Consider the following 18,689-nt stretch of genomic DNA (forward strand, 5'->3'; position numbering starts at 1 on the left):
TTACTTCGTTGACTTGACGGTGGGGGGCACGGCCGGAACCGCAACCGCGGCGGTAATGCCGGCCTTTTCGGCAGCCGCTTTGCGGGCAGCTGCTTTTTCTTGAGCCTTGGCTTTGGCATCGGCTCGCAGTTTTTCCAGCTTGGCTTTTTGTTCGGCCGACAGCAAGGCCTCAATTTCACCGTCGCGCTGTTTTTGAATCGTCTTGATCTGGTCGGCGAGTGTCGCGATTTGCGCGTCGTATTTGCTTTGGAGCGCGTAAATCTTATCTTTCTGCTCCGTTGTCACCAGATCTTTGTAGTAGGCCGGGAGCCGACCTTTGGGTTTCGCAGCCGGCGCTGCAGCCTTCGCTTCCGCTTTTTGTGCGAGCAGCTGTAATGGCTGCGAGGCGACTCCGGCAAAACCCATCATGACCGTTACAACGACTAACTTCTTCCACAGCGGCAGATTCATGCGAGCGGCTCCCAAACGCGGCTTATCCCAGTAAAAAACCTGTGCCTGGAAATTCACCCCTTCTGGGTGCCAGGCTGCGATAATTTAAACCAGGATTAAACCGCTTGACAACTCATTTTCGCGTGAACTTGGCCAGACGCTGACGTACAGCTGTCACTACAAGAAGCGGCTCGGTAGAGCCATAATGGGGCTGAGCAAGAATGAAAAAAGGTCATGATACGCCGCTCCATCGTCGTATCATGACCTCTATCCTGAAACGGAATGGCCGAGACCATTCCGTCCTCCCGGCATGTTGTTAGTTGAAATATCGGCTGGTCCTGCAGGGACGCTTGAAGCAATTTTTCCCGGCGTCCGGCTCGATTGGGTTCTGCCGACTTGCCCCCAAAAGGCGCGGACAACAGGCAGATTTCAGACGCTTTGACAGAAACCGAACTGCGGTCGATACTTCAGGCTCTCAATCCGCGCAGCCTTCGACTGTCAGCTCGGTTATGGTCAACACGCTTTTCCTGCCCGAACTGCGCGAAATGCTCGCCGAGCGTAATGCTCACGACTTGCAGGAATTCGTCACCGCCCTCAATCCGGCTCGCCTGGCCGAGTATATGGAAGGGCTCGACGCCTCCGAAGCGTGGGAAGTGCTGCAACATGCCGAGTTGAAGTTGCGAGAAGACATCTTTCTGTACTTCACGCACGAACGGCAGATTGAGATCATCGAGACGCAAGACCGGGCGGGAGTCGCCGAACTGCTGGCCGATCTTCCTGCCGATGATCGCGTCGACTTGCTGCACGATGTGCAGGAAGAGGTCGTCGAAGAGTTGCTACCGCTGTTGCCAGCCGACGAGCGGCGCGAATTGCTACGGCTGCGGGCGTATGCCCCCGACTCGGCCGGCGCGATGATGACCACCGAAATGGCCATGATCGAGGAAGATCTCTCGGTTCGCGACGCGCTGGTGGCCCTCAGTCGCGAAGCTGAGCACGTCGAAACGATCTACTACATTTACGTCGTCGATCACGATCTGCATTTGCGTGGTGTGGTTTCGGCACGGCAACTGGTGTCGTCTCTCGGCAAGCCCGACCTCAAAGTCGGCGACCTGATGGAGACGGACTTGATTCTGGTGAACGCCACGGACAACAGCGACGAAGTAACTCGTCTTGTCGAGCGCTACGACTTGCAGGCGATTCCCGTCGTCGATAATCAGCGGCGTCTGGTCGGCATCATTACGCACGACGACGTGCTCGATGCTGTGCGGCAAGAAGCAACCGACGACGCGCAGCAGATGGCCGGTATCGCCCCGCTGGAAGACGACTACCTCAAGACCGGTCTGGTTACCCTGGCCTGGAAACGCGGCATTTGGCTGACGATCTTGTTCGTCGCCGCTTCGGTAACCGCGACCACGCTCGATAACTACGAATCCAAGCTGCAAAAGTGGGCCTGGCTGATGATGTTTGTGCCGATGATCATGTCGAGCGGCGGCAACAGCGGCAATCAATCGGCTACGCTCATCATCACCGCGATGACAGCTGGCGGACTTTCGGTCAAAGACTGGCGTAAGGTTGTCGTCCGCGAATTGTGCGTCGGTCTGATGCTCGGCACCATTCTGGCCACATTCGGCGGTATCCTCTCAACCGTACTCACCATCAGCGATCCTGGTGCCCGTGAGCAATTCTATTGGCCCTTCGTCATTCCGGTGACGCTAGTGCTCGTCGTTACCTCTGGTGCAGTCGCCGGTTCGCTCCTGCCACTCATGTTCAAACGCCTCGGCCTGGACCCGGCGCTCATGAGCAATCCGTTCGTCGCCGGCATCAGTGACATTCTGGGGATCGTCATCTATATGACGGTGTCGATGCTGCTGCTGCGATAGTCCTCCCGCCGGCGAGTCATTCCTTGACTCGCACTTTCTAATTCAGTCAGCGCCGACTTTCTGTTCTCTCAGTCATGGAATGACTGAGCGACGGAAGTTACTTGCTGGCTTCGCGCGGGATTTCGCGCAGCCAGATGTTGCGCCAGCGAATTTCGCCGCCGTGCGTTTGTAGTTGAATCGGGCCCGATGCGAGCAGAGGCTGGCCTTTATCGAAGAAGCTGGCAAGCGGAGCCTGGTCGACGACGAGTTTATCGTTGAGATAAACAGTGACCAGATCGCCGATGATCGTGATCCGGAAGGCGTTCCACTCGCCAAAGGGCTTATCGGCGAACACAAGCGGATATTTTCCCTTGCCAGGATTGTTGTACAAGCCGCCCGAGCCTTTGTCGGCACCGCGATCCCACTTGCCACCTTCTTTGGTGTAGTCCCAAATTTGCACTTGCGGAATGCCACGCAGATAAATACCTGAATCAGCTTTCGCAACTGTCTTGTACTCCAAATGGAGTTCGAAGTCGCCGTAGTCCTTGTCGGTGGTCAGGTAGAGTCCCTTGCCATCGTTGACGAGTTCGCCGTTTTCGACGGTCCAATGCTGGTGGATATCTTCGAGCGTCTTCTTGTCCGCTTCGGCCCGTGCGTCCGGCGCAAGTTTCAGGCGATTGAGCGGATTCTCGGTCTTGCCGCCACGCCAGCCGGTCAGGTCCTTGCCGTTGAAGATGGCCACAAAACCCGCGGGGGGCTGAGCCGGCGAGTCCGCAGCTAACAATGTCGCTGCGGGAAGTAGCAATAACAGGCAAGCTGTAAGCGAAGGGCGGATCGACATGGCGGGGAACTCCGGAAAAGGCGGGATGGGCGGGAATCGAAGTCGCCATGATCGTACGTGGCGCGCCGCAAAACAAGAGATGCGCTTAAGTGGCCATTGCCAGCGTTGCCACTTCCGCGCCCTTGCCCGATTTCCACTGGTCCCGATGATAAAGTGTGCCGCGCACAGTGCGCGGCAGAAAACTCGAAAGCAACCCATGACGATTGCCAGCAGCAGCCAACGATTCAAAGACTATCGACAGAAAGTCCGTGCGCGACATAGCGGGCAAACATCGGACGCAACTGCGGGTGACGATGAAGAATCGAAGAGCAAGGCAAAAAGGTCGCGCTCGTTTGGCCAGTTACTCCGCGAGTTCATCAAACTGCTACGCGGGTATCGAACGGCAATTGTGATTGCGCTGGCAACGCTCACCTGCGCCACGCTGTTGCAACTGGTTCCTCCGTTGGCAACGAAATTGGTCATCGATAATATTTTGACCGATCGCCCACTGCCGGAGTGGTGGAGCAAAGAATGGGGTTTGCCGACCGACCGTTATCAACTGTTGTATCTCGTGGGTGTGATGGTGGTTGGTATTTCGCTCCTCACCACGGTCATTTCTCTCACGGGTCGCTGGCTCGCCACAAAGACGGTCAATCGGCTGCATGTCGTCATTCGCCGGCGCGTCTTTGCGCATGCGGTTCGCTTGCCGCTTCATCGCGTTTATAGCTTGAAGTCGGGTGGCGCAACGAGTTTGTTGCGCGACGATGCCGGCGGCATTTCCGAACTCGTCTTCAGTATGATTTATAACCCGTACCGCGCGGTGATTCAGTTGGTTGGCAGTCTGCTCGTGCTCACATGGGTCGATTGGCGCATGACGCTGGGCGGGCTGTTGCTGCTGCCCGCAGTGTATGTTACGCATCGCACGTGGATCAGCCGCATTCGGCCACTCTATCGAGACATTCGCTCGCAGCGACAAGATATCGATGGTCAAACGACCGAGGCCTTCGGCGGCATTCGAATCGTGCGAACATACGGCCGCGAGCGCAACGAAACGCACCGCTACGTGACCGGCAATCACTTGATGGCCCGGCAGCAGTTGTTTGTCTGGTGGTGGACACGCATTGTCGAACTGATCTGGGACGTAATCATTCCGCTATCATCGATTGCGTTGCTCATCTATGGCGGGTCGCAAGTGCTGCAAGGGCGACTGACCATCGGCGATGTCACGATGTTCCTGGTTTACCTTACCATGCTCCTGGGGCCGCTCGAAACATTGGCCAATAGTGCCACGACGTTTCAAAACAATCTGGCGGGACTCGACCGCGTGCTCGATCTGTTGGGCGAACCACTCGAAACTGCACACACGCCACCCACGGATTCACTCGATCCACACACCGTGCAAGGTCGCATCGAGTTCCGCGATGTTTCGTTTCAATATCCGGCGGCCAAGCAGCCCGCTGTGGAAAATATCAATCTTGAAATCGCGCCCGGCAATGTCGTGGCACTTGTCGGGCGAAGTGGTGCCGGCAAGACGACGCTCTGCAACCTGGTCGCGCGGTTTTATGATCCGACCGCCGGCAGCATTCATCTCGATGGTCGTGATCTGCGGGCGTTGCCGGTCGATGTTTATCGAGGGCTGCTGGGGATAGTCGAGCAGGATGTGTTTTTGTTCGATGGTACGATTGGCGACAACATCGGTTATGCCTCGCGCAATGCCACTCCCGAGCAGATCAAAGACGCGGCGCTGGCAGCCAATGCCGATGAATTCATTCGCGAACTGGAAAATGGTTACGACACGCTCATCGGCGAACGAGGCGTGCGTTTGAGTGGCGGTCAACGGCAGCGACTGGCCATCGCGCGAGCGTTGTTGGCAAACCCGCGAATCCTGATTCTCGACGAAGCAACCAGCAACCTCGATACCGAGAGCGAGCGGCTGATTCATCAGAGCTTGGAACGGTTGATGCGCGGCCGCACGTCGCTAGTGATCGCGCATCGCTTGAGCACCATCGCCCGGGCCGACAAAATCGTGGTGCTCGATCAAGGGCGAGTGGTGGAGACGGGAACGCATCTCGAACTCCTTGCCCGCAGCGGTCGATACCGACAAATGGTCGATTCGCAAATGACGGCGGACCGTTGAGCGAGCACGATCGGCGACCTTACAACCCGCACAGCCGGACAAATTGTCACTAGCGGGCCCCCAGGGGTGAATTCTGCGGGCTGACTCGACTCGAAGTGAGCCATTTTTGCGAATTCGATTACAATCGAACCTGGGATGCACTGCACGAGGAAACTGGTCGAATCGCGATCAGCGGACTAGAGAGGCAACCGAATGCTTGCGATTCGGCTGCCAACCCCCTATCCTGCGCCTTCGCGATCTGCATCCCATGAGTTTGGCTTGTCCTGGTATTTTCGCAATTGGCCGCGTGCGCTGTTTATCCTTATCTGCCCAGCGCTTGCAGGCTACGTGACCGCTGTTGTTGTCATCGACAATAACGGTCGCAGGCGGTTCCGCTTTCGTGCCGGTAATTTTGCATGTCGCGCCCTCTCCAAGCACTTTGGAAGCGGCTGCTGGGTTCGTCCCGGCACGCTGACCAACGACAACCGCCCGTCGGTGCTGGTCGGCTTGCGCGCCGTCGCATGCTTTTCGAATCGCTGGAAGATCGCCGGGTGATGGCGGTCAACTTCATTGACCCCAATCCGTCTCTCGGCAACCAGTTCGGCCATTCGGTCGTACCACTCACCAACGGCAACGTGGTGATCACGGCTCCACTGGATGACGCGGGTGGCGTGAATGCTGGCGCTGTCTATCTATTTAATGGCACCACTGGCGCGCTTATCAGTACTCTGCGAGGCTCAAGCAATCTTGACAACGTCGGTCTCAATGGAGTCATTCCGCTAGCCAACGGTAACTTTGTCGTCAGTTCTGCCAATTGGCATCTGGGTGGTTCGGCGGGCCCGGCCGTGGGAGCCGTCACGTGGGGCAGTGGCACCACAGGTGTCGAGGGAGTCGTTAGTGCCGGCAACAGCTTGATCGGCAGCACCGATGGTGACGGTTTGGGCGCTCCATCCAGCGTTGTGGCCCTGCCAAGCGGCAACTACGTCGTTACCAGCTCAGGTTGGGACAACGGACTGTTGACCGATGTCGGTGCCGTGACTTGGGTCGATGGAACGGTCGGGCTGCAGGGTACAGTCAGTGCAGCAAACAGCCTGATTGGTACCACCGCAAATGACCGTGTCGGCCGAAATGGAATTCAGGTCCTCAGTAGCGGCAACTTTGTGGTCGTTAGTCCCCAGTGGAACAATGGTTCGGCGACTGCTGCCGGTGCGGTCACGTGGGTCAGCGGTACTGTGGGGCTCATTGGTTCTGTCTCAACTGTGAACAGCCTGGTGGGCGCTCGCACCGACGATTCCGTCGGCAATTTTGGTATTAGCAAGTTGAGCAATGGCAACTTTGTGGTCGTCAGTCCCGATTGGGACAACGGCACCACGTTGGACGCGGGCGCGGCGACTTGGGCCAGCGGCACCGCGCCCACAACCGGCATCGTTAGCGTGGCGAACAGTCTGATTGGTTCGACCGCCAGCGATCGCATCGGTCGCAGCGGCGTGGTGGCCCTCACCAATGGTAACTATGTAGTGACTTCGCCCGATTGGGACCGCGGGGGCATTGTGAATGCCGGTGCCACAACGTGGGGCAACGGCAACACGGGTACAAGTGGAATCATCTCAATTGCCAACAGTCTGGTGGGCGAGCGCGCGGAAGACATGGTGGGTTTGAACCAGGTGGTTCCGCTCGCCAATGGCAACTATGTTGTCACGAGTGCACTGTGGGACAATGGAGCAATCGGCAACGCGGGGGCGGCAACATGGGGAAGTGGCACTGCCGGAGTCACAGGTTTTATTGGCAGTACAAATAGCTTGGTGGGTACAAGCGCGAACGACACGGTCGGTTCGAGCGGAGTGAAAGCGCTGGCCAACGGCAACTACGTGGTCCCTAGTCCGTCGTGGGACCAAGGTTTACTCACGGACATTGGAGCCGTTACCTGGGGCAACGGCTCCACGGGCCTGTCTGGTGAAGTGTCGGTGGCAAATAGTTTGACGGGTAGTCAAATCGGCGACTCCATTGGACTTGCAATCACTCCACTGGCGAATGGCAACTACGTTGTCAGTTCGCAGGCGTGGGATTTTGGTGCCATTGCAAATGTCGGCGCTGTGACGTGGCGCGACGGAAGCACCCCAACGAGCGGCACTGTCAATGAACTGAACAGCCTGATCGGCAGCAGCAGCGGCGACCTCGTCGGCAGTGTGGGGAGCGTCCGCGTACTGAGCAACGGCAACTATGTTGTCACCACTTCCTCGTGGAACCATGGAGCGGTTTCCGACGTGGGAGCCGTGACTTGGGGGAGTGGACTGGGCGGAGTGGCTGGCGCGATCAGTCCCGCTAACAGCCTGATTGGCTCCACCGCCAGCGATATGGTCGGCAGCAATGGAATTGTGGAACTGGCCTCCGGCAATTATCTGATTCGCAGCGCGAATTGGGACAACGGCAGCGCCGCCAACGCGGGCGCGGTGACGTATGCCAGTAGCACTGGGTCCATTACCGGAGTTGTGTCGGCGGCCAATAGCCTGGTGGGAAGTACGGCCTCCGACCTGTTCGGTTCGGAAGTGATTCGCACCTTCTCGAACGGCAATTTTGTCATCGTCAGCTCGCGCTACGATTTGCCAGGAATCGTCGATGCGGGTTCAGTTACCTGGGGCGACGGCAGTAGCGGCATCGTGGGAACGGTCAGCACCAATGCTGAACAATCGGTCGTGGGGACGACGACGCTGGCCCTCCAGTCGGTCGTTTCGAATGATGCCACGGGAACATTCATTGTTCGCTTTACAGGAACAGGCGCCGGCCGAGTGCAGGTCGGCTGGCAAGCAACTGGCTTCGTCGAGCCCATTCCTCCCACACTTTCGGCGTCCCTCGTTAGCGGCAATTTGACGATTACCGATACCGACGCGACCGGCAAAGACAACACACTCTCTGTTGCGCTCGTCAATCTGAGTGGCGTCGACTATTTAGAGTTCACCGATGCGGCGCAGGCCTTCGATACTCCGCCAGCGACCACGCCGGCCAGTACCCTCAGCAGCAGCAACCGGCGACTGCGAGTTCCGCTCAGTGCGGTGACTGGCTCGCTTACGCTCAACCTGGCGGGAGGCTCGGACGCTGTCACGCTGAATCTGGCCAGTGGCGACGTAATTCCTGCAGGGGGCTTGGTGCTGACTGCTGGCGAACCAACGACGGCCAGTGCTGATCGGCTCCTCATCAACGGGGGCAATCAAGGAACGACGACCTACAACTACACCACGGCGAGCAGTGGCAATGTCGTCCTCGGCAGTTTTGGTACGGTCACCTACAGCGGCTTGGAGTCGCTAGTGAACAGCGGCACGACGACCGATTCCATTCTGAACTTGCCGACGGGATTGAACTCCGTTTCGCTCAGCGACGATAGCTCACCGGCCAATGGTTTATCGCGCGTCAGCGGCAGCACGTTGGTAACGACCGATTTTGCCAATCCCATTGGTTCATTCGCCATGAACCGCGGTAGCGCAACGGACTCCGTGGCACTTGCAGCCCTGCCCGATCTGACTGCCTCGCTCCTTTTGGGAACCTCGCTGTTGCCGCTGGGCACCATTGACTTTAGCGGAGCAATCACACTCGCCGTCAATAAAAACCTGATTGCGTATGCTGCGGGAAACATTACTTTCCCCACTGCGGCCAGCGACATCGCCACGACTGGCTCGGGTGAAATCCTGCTCACTGCGGGGCAAAAGATCGCACTCGCCGCCGGTTCCAGTTTGCAATCTGCGGGCGGCAACATCGCACTTACAGCTGCACAGCCAACGACAACCACCGCAGGTAACTTCCACGCAATTGATGTGAATGGTGGAGTCATTGCCAGCACCGCGGGATCAGTGCAGTTGACGGCCGACAGCCTGAGTTTGGCCGGGGCAGCTGTCATTAGCGCTATTGCGGGAAGCGTAAACGTCGCGCCGAGGACAGCTGGCTTTGCCATTGATCTTGGTTCGGCGGATAGCACGACCGCACTCGGCATTACCGATGTTGAATTAGATCTGGTGACTGCTGGGACGATCGTGATTGGCAGTAGCAGCTCGGGAGCGCTGACAGTCAGTGGCGATATTTCTCGCAGTGCCGCGACATCGCTGGCCATGCAATCGGCTGCAGCAATTCAGTTCACAACCGGCTCGCTGAATTCGGCGGGTGGTAGTGTGCTGCTAAATCCTGGCACGAGCATCAGCCCAGCCACCAGTGGTGTCGATATCTCGACCGGTGCCGGCACGCTAGGTTTTGGCAGTGGTGACGATTTAGCGTTGGCCATCAACGGCACCACAGCTGACTTGCAATATCAGCGGCTGAACGTGGCCGGTCTGCTCAATCTCAACGGCTTGGACTTGGTGATCACCGGCACTGCTCCGGCCCTCAGCGATAACTTCATCATCGTCAGCAACGACGGCAGCCATCCGATCAGCGGTACCTTCAATGGCCTGGCAGAAGGTTCGTTGGTGTCGGTCAATGGAGTTACGAAACGTATCACGTATTTGGGCGGCGATGGGAACGATGTAGCACTGCTGGCCAACTCGTTGCCGACGATTACGGCTATCGGCGCGGTGAACATCAACGAGGACGCGCTGCAGCAGACGATTCCGCTAACCGGGCTTTCGTCAGGAACTGAATCGCAAGCCTTTGCCGTGACGGCAACGAGTGACAATGTCACACTCCTTCCCACCTTGACGGTCAATCACAGTGCGAACAGCGCGACCGGTAACCTGCAGTTCACTCCAGCGCCAAATGCGAGTGGGTCTGCCACCATCACGGTTACCGTACGCGATGTGGGCTTCGACGACGTCCCCCAGACGGCCGACGACGGCGTCACCACGACATTCTTTAGCGTGAATGTGGCCGCGGTGAACGATGTTCCCGTCTTTACTAAGGGAAACGACTTCACGCTCCCCTATGGCTCCTCAACCCAGACCGTGAATGGCTGGGCAACAGGCATTTCTGCCGGACCTGCCGACGAAGCGAGCCAGGAAATCACGTTCCAAATCACCACGAACACCGACGCCACCCTCTTCAGCGTGCAACCTGCTGTTGCCAGCAACGGCAGGCTCACTTTCACACCGGCTGGCGGCAAGTTTGGTTCGGCCACGATTACGCTGGTCGCTTTCGATGGAATTGATTCGAGCGCGGCTCAATCATTTGTCATTACAGTCGATCCCCCACCACCAACGTTCGTCGTGTCGTCGTTCACCGCCACCAGCACAGGGGCCGTGATTGAATTCATTCGCGACCTGGATGTCGCCGCGCTGAATCTGTACTACACCCAAGCGGGCGGCAGCGGTCCAGCCGACGTCAGCTTCGTGGGGGCCACAACGGGCACAATTTCCGGTTCACTCCTTGTGGACGCGAATCTGCGCCGCGTGACCTTCGTGGCCACGAGCGGTACGTTGCCAGCCGATCAGTACACCGTAACTCTGCGCAGCGCTGGGGATGGCTTCCGCGATTCAGAGCAAGCCCTTCTCGATGGCGATAGTAACGGCACAGCTGGTGGCGATTTTGTGCGAATGTTTACCGTCGCCGCGGTACCAGCAAATGCGGTCACCATTCGAATCCCGAGCTTCGCCCGCGGCCCGCTGCAGGCTGTGAATGTTCCCGCGTCAGCCACCAGTGGGCTGCCAATCTCCTTCAGCAACGGCGGCGGCATTACCTCGGCGAATTTCGAAATTCGCTACAATCCCGCGATCCTCAATTTGACCGGCGCAACAGTCGCCAGCGGACTCCCCGTTGGTGCGGCAGTCAACATCAACACCAGTACACCCGGTGTGGCGCTTGTGCAGTTCACTAGTCCCACACCGCTGGCCGAAGGAACCACCCACTTTCTCGATTTGCAAACGATGGTTCCCGCAACGGCTCCTTATCTGCAAAAGCAAGTTCTGGACATTGCCAACATTTCGCTCAACGGTGGCAGCATCCCTGGCCTCGATGATGACGGCGTTCATGTGGCCGCCTACTTTGGCGATGTTACCGGCAACGGCACGCTGAGCGCACAAGACGCCGCCCGCGTGGCGCGGATGGCGGTGGGGTACGATAACGGCTTTCAGTCGTATAAGCTGCTCGATCCAACGATTGTCGGCGATATCAGTGGCAATGGCTCGATTTCGTCGCTCGACACCAACTACGTGCTACAAGTAGCCGTAGCGATCGCGGTGCCCGAGATCCCCGCGCTGCCGACCACTGCCCTGTCCCTGCTCAGTGGCGGTCCCGATCCGAAGCTCAGCATTCCCACCACGCTGGCCGCAACGGCAGGCGATAGCCTGATCGTGCCGGTCCTCATCGATAGCATCGTCGACTTGACGGGCAACGGCCTCGAATCGGCCGACCTGGCGATTTACTACGATCCCACGGTGCTGGAAATCACCAGCGTCACTGCTGGAGAACTGCTCGGCAGCAACTGGACCATCGCCACGCGGATCGATCCAATCGCCGGGCGCATTTTCATTTCAACTGCTGGTTCGCAACCGCTGGAAGGTTCGTTTGTCGGTGAGTTTCTTAAGCTGCATACCAACGTAAAATCCACGGCAGCCGGAGGGGCAAGTCCCATCAACCTGGCTGCTTCCTCGCACGACCCCGCGCGGGCGACACAGTTGAATGAAGGCTTCCTCACGCTCATTCCCGCGCCGACGGACGCAGCCAACGATGTTGGTGTCGATGGATTGTTGACCGTTACGCCGGGCCCCGCTTCACTGCAATCGCCGCCAGCAACAGCGACCGTGGATGCAGGCAAACTGCAAATTGTCGGAACGCCAGGCAAGGATTTCATTTACATCAGTGCACGGAGTGCGACCGAGGTGCGAGTCCGGGTGAATAGTCGGATTCTCGGCGACTTCCCGACACCGAGCGAAATCCAGATCGATTCACTGGGCGGCGACGACTACATCTATGTCGATCAGTCCCTGCCGCAGCCAGGCGCGGCTGCCGTGCAAAACTCATCAGCGGGCGAGTTCGTGGACGACGCTGGAATCCCTCCCGTTCAAGTCGTGAGCCCGGCAGTCGAACCGGCTCACTCCACGACAAATCCTCCGCCAGCAGCGAATGACCTCGCCCTACTCCAGTTGCTGTGGAACTGGGGCAACGATGCCGAGGATGGCCCGCTCGCTGGAACCGCCAATCGCCGTCGCCGCTAAGCTGCCAACTCTCTTTTGGCGATTTCGCTGAGATACCGACCTCGGGACGCCTCACAAAGGCAGAAAATCCGAAAAAATCTCGCGTCGCCGTGACCAGACTAGTCAAACGAATCGCGAAGAATTGACCTGTAGTGTTATCGCGTTCTGCGCCACGCACTCTGGGACCGCAACTCGGCTGGCCGTGCCTACTTCCCAAGAGGGGCAGAGGTTTCCTAGGTTAAGGAATTCGCACTTCACGGCCGATTCACTCGCTGCTGGACTACGGATGGCTATTCAACGGGCATTTCTCGGCTGGAAACAAGCGGCCCTGCTGGCTGCCACCGATTACATCGTCGAGCGCTATTCCCGGGACCGGGAGTGTGATCTATCGAACGTGATTGTGGTGGTGCCGGGCTCGCGCGCCGGGCGGCGATTGTTGGAACTCCTCGTGCAACGCGCGGATGACCGGCAGTTGTTGTTCATGCCGCCGCGAATCGTCACCGAAGGCGAGTTGCCGGAGTTGCTATACGAGCCGCAGCGCCCCTTGGCAGCGGTGCTGGTGCAGCAGTTGGCTTGGATGAATGTCCTACAACAAACGCCGCCGGCACAGTTGCGCCCGCTGGTGCCTCACCCGCCGGGTGCCGACGATCCGATCCGTTGGCTTGAATTGGCAGAGATGTTTCGCCGCCAGCATGCAGAGTTTGCAGCCGATGGACTCGATTTCTCGGCGGTTCTGCAGCGGTCGAAGGAATGGGACAACTTCTCAGAGGAAGCTCGTTGGCAAACACTTCGCAAACTGCAATTGGCTTATCTGCTCAAGCTGGACGAACTCCACTTGTGGGATGCTCAGACAGCGCGCCTCGTTGCCATTCAAAAGAAGGAACCACGAACCGACTGCGATGTGATCCTGCTGGGCATGGTCGATATGAACAAAGCGCTGCGGCAAATGCTCGACCTGGTGTCGACGCGAGTCACAGCTTTGATCGTCGCTCCCACTGCCGAAGCCGAACGGTTCGATAGTCACGGCTGCCTCATTCCCGAAGCGTGGCAACAACTCCCCTTGCCGCTGGCCGAATCGCAAATGGTTCGCGTGGAAGGGCCCGCGGAACAGGCCGATTCTGTGGTGAACTGGGTGCGCGACCTGAACGGTCGTTATGCTGCCGATGAAGTGGTTGTGGGCGTTGCCGATGAAGCGCTCGTGCCGCAACTGCAACGCGAGTTGCAACAGTATGGTCTAACAGCACGTTGGGTCGAAGGCAAGAAAGTCGCCGAGTCAGCTCCGTATCGATTGCTCGATGCGACGACAGCATACGCTGAACGACGCCGCTTCGCGGACCTCGCCAGCTGCGTGCGGCACCCGGATATCTACGATTGGTTGCAGGCGCGACTAGCGTCCAAACTTAAGACCACCAAGCGCGCGGGGCGCGATGTCCCCACGATTCTCGATTGTCACTATGCCGAGCGGCTTTCGGCGTGGCTCGATGGCGAAGATCTTTCGGCAGCAGTGCAGCGCAACGAGCAGGACGAAATTGCACAGGCCATGCAACTGCTGGTATCCGAACTCGAATCGCTCTTCGTCGCCTGGCCAACCACGCGACAACCGGTGGGCGTGTGGATGCGACATACGAGCAAGTTGCTAGAGACCATCTATGGCGAGCGGTTCGTCGAGCGTTATGAGTTGGCCGATCGTTACCTGCTCGAATGTTGCCATAAAGTGCAAGATTCGCTTACTGCGCTCGCCGATTTGCCGGCGCATTTGCAACCGCTGATGTCTCTCACCGATGCCATCGCACTGGCCCTGCGGCCTCTGGAACGAGTCGCCATTTCGCCACCCCCCGATTCATCCGCAATCGAGTTGCTCGGTTGGCTCGAGTTGCCGCTCGATGACGCGCCGGCGCTGATTGTGACGACCGTCAATGAAGGCTTCGTTCCGGAATCCCGCAAAAACGATGCGTTTCTGCCCGATGCGTTACGCCGTGAATTGGGTCTGCTGCACGACGATCGCCGCTACGCGCGCGATGCCTACTCGCTGCAAGTTCTGGCGCATTCGCGGCCCGATTTCAAATTGATTACGGCCCGGTTCGATACCAAGCGCGATCCGCTGGCCCCCAGCCGGCTGCTCTTCACCGGCCCCGCCGAACAGATTGCCCAGCGGGCACTGCGCTGGTTCTCGCCCCCTCCGCCGGCGCTGCCGCGGCCGAACCTGCTCGCGCCAGCAGGGAAGATTCCGCTTCATTCCACGCTCGAAGTTCCGCGGCCCGATGCCAGCAGTTGGGAACTGGACGAGATCACCGTCACGCAATTTCGGTCGTACCTGGCTTGTCCCTATCGCTTCTATCTCTCCCATGTATTGCGTCTGCAATCGCATTCGGATCAAGCGGCCGAACTCGATGCGCCGTCGTTTGGCAATTTGATTCACGATGTGCTGCAAGATTTTGGACGCCAGGAAGAAATCAATCGCAGTACGGATTCGCACAAGCTCCGCAACTATTTCAACGAACGTCTCGACGCGATTGCTGCGGTCCGTTGTCGCCCCCGTCATGCCCGAGCGGCAGTACGAGTGCAGATTGAGCAAGCTCGCCTGCGATTACGTGCGTTTGCCGATTGGCAAGCTGCCCGCACCGAGGCCGGATGGCAGATCGTCTTTAGCGAAACGATCGACCTGAACGAGAAATGGCGCGTGAAATGGCAGGTCGATGATCTGCCGATTACTCTCGCCGGGCGGATCGATCGGATCGACTATCATCCCGGCCAGCGGACACTCAGCGTGCTCGACTATAAGACCAGCGACACGGCAAAAGGGCCCGATCAGGTACATCGCCGCGCTGGGGAGTGGGTCGACTTGCAACTGCCGCTCTATCGGCATCTGTATAAAAGTATCGGCCTTGATGCGAATTTCGATATTCGCTCCGAAGGGGTGCAATTGGGTTATGTCAACTTGCCCAAGGACCCTGCCAGCGTCGGCGATCGAATTGCAGAATGGTCCCCTGGCGAATTGGCAGATGCCGACGAACAGGCTCGCCACGTAATTCGCGCGCTGCGGGAAAAGACATTCTGGCCACCCAACGAAGTGGCACCCACATTTGAAGATGCTTACTCGGCGATTTGTCAGGACTATTCGCTCAGTCGGCTCTTTGGCTCGCGCGAGGTGGCACCATGAGTACCGCGTTCCCACACTTGCTCATCCGCGCATCGGCGGGCACTGGCAAAACCTATCAACTTTCGAATCGCTATCTGCAGCTGCTGGCGGCCGGTGTTGCCCCTGACAAAGTCCTGGCGACGACGTTCACTCGCAAAGCGGCAGGCGAGATTTTCGATCGGGTGTTGCATCGACTGGCAGAAGCAGCCGTCGATCGCAGCGCCAGCAAAAGCCTCAGCAAAGCCCTGCAACTGCCGGAGCTGACTCAAGCTCGCTGCCGGGAATTACTCATCGCCACGCTGGCTAATCAACATCGCCTGCGCATCGGCACGCTCGATAGTCACTTTGCCCAACTGGCCACGACATTCGCCCTGGAACTCGGTTTGCCCGCTGGCTGGCGGATTGGTGAAGTGCAAGAAGACTCCGACTTGCAGGCGGAGGCCATCGAGCGCGTGCTGGAACGCGAGAATCTCGAAGAATTGTTGGCACTGCTGCATCTGCTCACGAAAGGTGAAACGCAGCGCGGCGTGAGCGATTTGATCGCGGGAACCGTGAGCGATCTTTACAGCTTGTACAGTCAAACAACTGAGGAAGCGTGGAATCGACTCTCGTCGAAGCCGGGTCTTACCGCAGAGCAGTTGGAAGCCACACTGTCTGAGTTGCAAAAGATTTCTCCCCCAGCCGACAAGCGCGCAGTAGCGGCCTGGCAAAAAGACATTCTGAATGCGGAGACCGGCGATTGGGAAAGCTTCATTGCGACCGGCCTGGCGGGAAAGATCGCATCGGGCGCGGAGAAGTACTATGCCTGGGTATTTCCGGACGAGGTCTTGCGTCCGTATCAAGCCCTGATCGATCACGCGCAAAGCGTGTTGCTGAAGCGATTGTCTCAACAGACCGCAGCCACCTTCAAATTGCTGAAGCGATTCGATACCGAGTATCGCCACCTCAAACAAGAACGGCGCTTGTTGCGTTTCGACGACGTCACGCTGGCGCTGGCAGCTGCCGATCAAGGGACCACCGCGGATATGTCGTTTCGCCTGGGCGGGCGACTGAATCACTTGCTGCTCGACGAGTTTCAAGATACCTCACTCACGCAGTGGCAAGTCCTGCGGCCGCTGGCTCAAGCAATTACGAAGCAGCAGGCCGAAGCATCCTTGTTTTGCGTGGGGGACGTGAAGCAAGCCATCTATGGCTGGCGCGGTGGGCTTGCCGAGATCTTTGGCGCGCTCGAGCAAGAGCTCGTTGGCATCGAAAACGCTAAGCTGGTGGAGAGTCGACGTTCGGCCCAGCCGATCATCGACGTCGTGAATCAGGTGTTTCAGAATCTGACGAAACATCCTTCACTCGATCGGTACGAAGCGGGCGTCACTGCGTGGGAGCGAGCCTTTCCGCCGCATACCACCGTCCATCGCGAGATGCCGGGGCATGTCACGCTCGAAACCTCCCCGGCGGCAATTGACGACGATGACACGCAGGATCATCACAGTCCTTTCGTTGCCCAGCGAATCGCTGACCTGGCCAAACAGGCTCCGGGTTGCTCGATCGGCGTGCTGGTTCGTTCGAATGCGATGGTGGCGCAGCTGATCTATCTGCTCCGCAAACTGGATATGCCGGCCAGCGAAGAGGGAGGCAATCCACTTTCCGATTCTCCCGCGGTCAGCCTGGTTCTCTCGCTGCTGCGGCTGATCGATCATCCGGGCGATACTGCTTGCCAATTTCATGTGGCAACCAGCCCGCTGGCACCCAACCTGAACATCACCCGCAAGTCATTTCCGGCTGATATAGCCAGGCTTTCGCAGAAGTTGCGGCGTGAGTTGCTCGACGAAGGTTACGGCGCTGTTGTCTATCGCTGGGCCAAGTGGCTGGCGCCGCACTGTGACCGCCGCGATTTAAGTCGCTTGCAGCAATTGGTTGAGTTGGCCTTCGGCTATCAACCGCGCAGTTCACTGCGTACGGCGGACTTTGTGAATCTGGTCGCAGCCGAGAAAGTGGCCGATCCGCAGGCCGCGCAAATTCGCGTCATGACGATTCATCAATCGAAAGGTTTGCAGTTCGATATCGTCGTGCTGCCTGAACTTGAAGGGACGATTGCCGGCCAGCCTGATCCGTTTGTCACGGGACGTGCGGGCCTCGCGCAGCCGGTGAATGTGGTCTGCCGCTATGCGAACGAACAACTGCGAAACCTGATGCCGAATGACTTCCAAAAGCTGTTCGACGCCAATCTGCGGCAGAAGATCGACGAATCGCTGTGCGTGCTGTATGTGGCCCTCACGCGCCCGGTACACGCGCTGCACATGATTATCGAACCTGCCAAGCTCACCGAAAAGAAGCCCCCCAAGACTGCGGCCGGTCTGCTCCGCGCGGCGCTGGCTCTCGATAGTCCCGCCAGCAGTGGCAAGTTGCTTTATCAACATGGCCAGGCCAATTGGCGGCAGTTGCAGAAAAGCAAATCGCCGACGGGACTGCTCGATGGGCTGCTTCCCGCGATGCCTGCCTCGCCGCCGGCGCCCATTCAACTTGCTGCCAAGAGCAAACTAGCGCCGCATTTAGATCGAGTGGCTCCGTCGCAACTCGAAGGAGGGAGCCGGCTCAAGTTGGCCGAGTTGTTCCGTCCCTCATCTCTTGGAATGCGATATGGCTCGCTCTTTCATGCCTGGTTCGAGCAAGTCGAATGGCTCGACGATGGTTTGCCCAGCGAAGCCTTGTTACGAAAGATCGCGCAGCAAAAGCTCGACCTGGGAGCCACCTTCAATCTGACCGAGGCAGTTGAACGCTTTTACGCAGTCCTCAAAAAACCCTCGCTGCAACAATCACTCAGTCGAGACGCCTATCGTCGTTCGCTCATCGTCGAACAACCGCAGCGTCAAACGGAGCTTGCCTCGTGCGAGTTCAAGGTGCTCCGCGAACGGACATTTGCGTTGCGCGATGGTGAACGATTGCTGAATGGGGCCATCGATCGCCTGGTCGTGCAGTGGCAAGGCAAGCGGCGCATCGGTGCGCAAGTGATCGACTATAAGACCGATGATGTGAGCCCCCAGGGATCGCTGGCAAAAAAGACCGAGTTGTATCGGCCGCAAATGGCAGCCTACTGTGCGGCAGTTGCTAAGTTATACGATCTGCCCTTGAACGTCGTCAGCGCGCGGTTGATCTTCCTGAACAGCGACGAAGCGATCGTAATTTCCTCGACCTCCCCCTGATGCCGCCACTTGTGAGAAGG

General features: G+C 58.4%; 8 protein-coding genes. 6 read left to right on the forward strand and 2 right to left on the reverse strand.

Features of this window, described 5'->3' with window-relative positions:
• Positions 1-450 carry a hypothetical protein gene (locus tag ETAA8_RS24385; protein WP_145094667.1) on the reverse strand — a complete coding sequence of 150 codons (450 nt, stop codon included), beginning with the start codon at positions 448-450 and terminating at the stop codon, positions 1-3.
• A gap of 488 nt (positions 451-938) precedes the next feature.
• Between ETAA8_RS24385 and mgtE the strand changes: the two genes are divergently transcribed.
• Positions 939-2,309, forward strand: a complete 1,371-nt coding sequence (gene mgtE, locus ETAA8_RS24390; RefSeq protein ID WP_145094670.1) for a magnesium transporter — start codon at positions 939-941, stop codon at positions 2,307-2,309.
• 97 nt (positions 2,310-2,406) lie between these two features.
• Here mgtE and ETAA8_RS24395 read toward each other — a convergent pair whose 3' ends face one another.
• Positions 2,407-3,129 carry a 3-keto-disaccharide hydrolase gene (locus ETAA8_RS24395; RefSeq protein WP_145094673.1) on the reverse strand — a complete coding sequence of 241 codons (723 nt, stop codon included), beginning with the start codon at positions 3,127-3,129 and terminating at the stop codon, positions 2,407-2,409.
• 196 nt (positions 3,130-3,325) lie between these two features.
• Between ETAA8_RS24395 and ETAA8_RS24400 the strand changes: the two genes are divergently transcribed.
• The 5 genes from ETAA8_RS24400 (at position 3,326) to ETAA8_RS24415 (ending at position 18,669) form a co-directional block, all read left to right on the forward strand.
• Complete coding sequence (locus tag ETAA8_RS24400) at positions 3,326-5,245, forward strand: ABC transporter ATP-binding protein (protein ID WP_145094676.1); 1,920 nt, start codon at positions 3,326-3,328, stop codon at positions 5,243-5,245.
• A 258-nt stretch (positions 5,246-5,503) separates the two neighbouring features.
• Positions 5,504-5,779, forward strand: coding sequence for a hypothetical protein (locus ETAA8_RS34910; RefSeq protein ID WP_202921243.1), 276 nt, complete (start codon positions 5,504-5,506; stop codon positions 5,777-5,779).
• Positions 5,746-12,354, forward strand: coding sequence for a cohesin domain-containing protein (locus ETAA8_RS24405; RefSeq protein ID WP_202921244.1), 6,609 nt, complete (start codon positions 5,746-5,748; stop codon positions 12,352-12,354). The genes ETAA8_RS34910 and ETAA8_RS24405 overlap by 34 nt, the downstream gene beginning before the upstream one ends.
• Before the next feature lie 265 nt (positions 12,355-12,619).
• Entirely contained in the window at positions 12,620-15,493 is a 2,874-nt protein-coding gene (locus ETAA8_RS24410; protein WP_145094682.1) for a PD-(D/E)XK nuclease family protein, read from the forward strand.
• A complete protein-coding gene (locus ETAA8_RS24415; protein ID WP_145094685.1) occupies positions 15,490-18,669 on the forward strand; it encodes a UvrD-helicase domain-containing protein in 3,180 nt (1,059 codons plus the stop codon). The genes ETAA8_RS24410 and ETAA8_RS24415 overlap by 4 nt, the downstream gene beginning before the upstream one ends.
• Positions 18,670-18,689 lie beyond the last annotated feature (20 nt).

Origin of the sequence: Anatilimnocola aggregata, assembly GCF_007747655.1 — a bacterium.
Classification (GTDB): Bacteria; Planctomycetota; Planctomycetia; order Pirellulales; family Pirellulaceae; genus Anatilimnocola; species Anatilimnocola aggregata.

Coding starts and splice junctions, on each gene's coding strand:
- ETAA8_RS24385 (WP_145094667.1), bottom strand. CDS start 450: ATGAATCTGCCGCTGTGGAAGAAGTTAGTCGTTGTAACGGTCATGATG.
- mgtE (WP_145094670.1), top strand. CDS start 939: ATGGTCAACACGCTTTTCCTGCCCGAACTGCGCGAAATGCTCGCCGAG.
- ETAA8_RS24395 (WP_145094673.1), bottom strand. CDS start 3,129: ATGTCGATCCGCCCTTCGCTTACAGCTTGCCTGTTATTGCTACTTCCC.
- ETAA8_RS24400 (WP_145094676.1), top strand. CDS start 3,326: ATGACGATTGCCAGCAGCAGCCAACGATTCAAAGACTATCGACAGAAA.
- ETAA8_RS24405 (WP_202921244.1), top strand. CDS start 5,746: ATGCTTTTCGAATCGCTGGAAGATCGCCGGGTGATGGCGGTCAACTTC.
- ETAA8_RS24410 (WP_145094682.1), top strand. CDS start 12,620: ATGGCTATTCAACGGGCATTTCTCGGCTGGAAACAAGCGGCCCTGCTG.
- ETAA8_RS24415 (WP_145094685.1), top strand. CDS start 15,490: ATGAGTACCGCGTTCCCACACTTGCTCATCCGCGCATCGGCGGGCACT.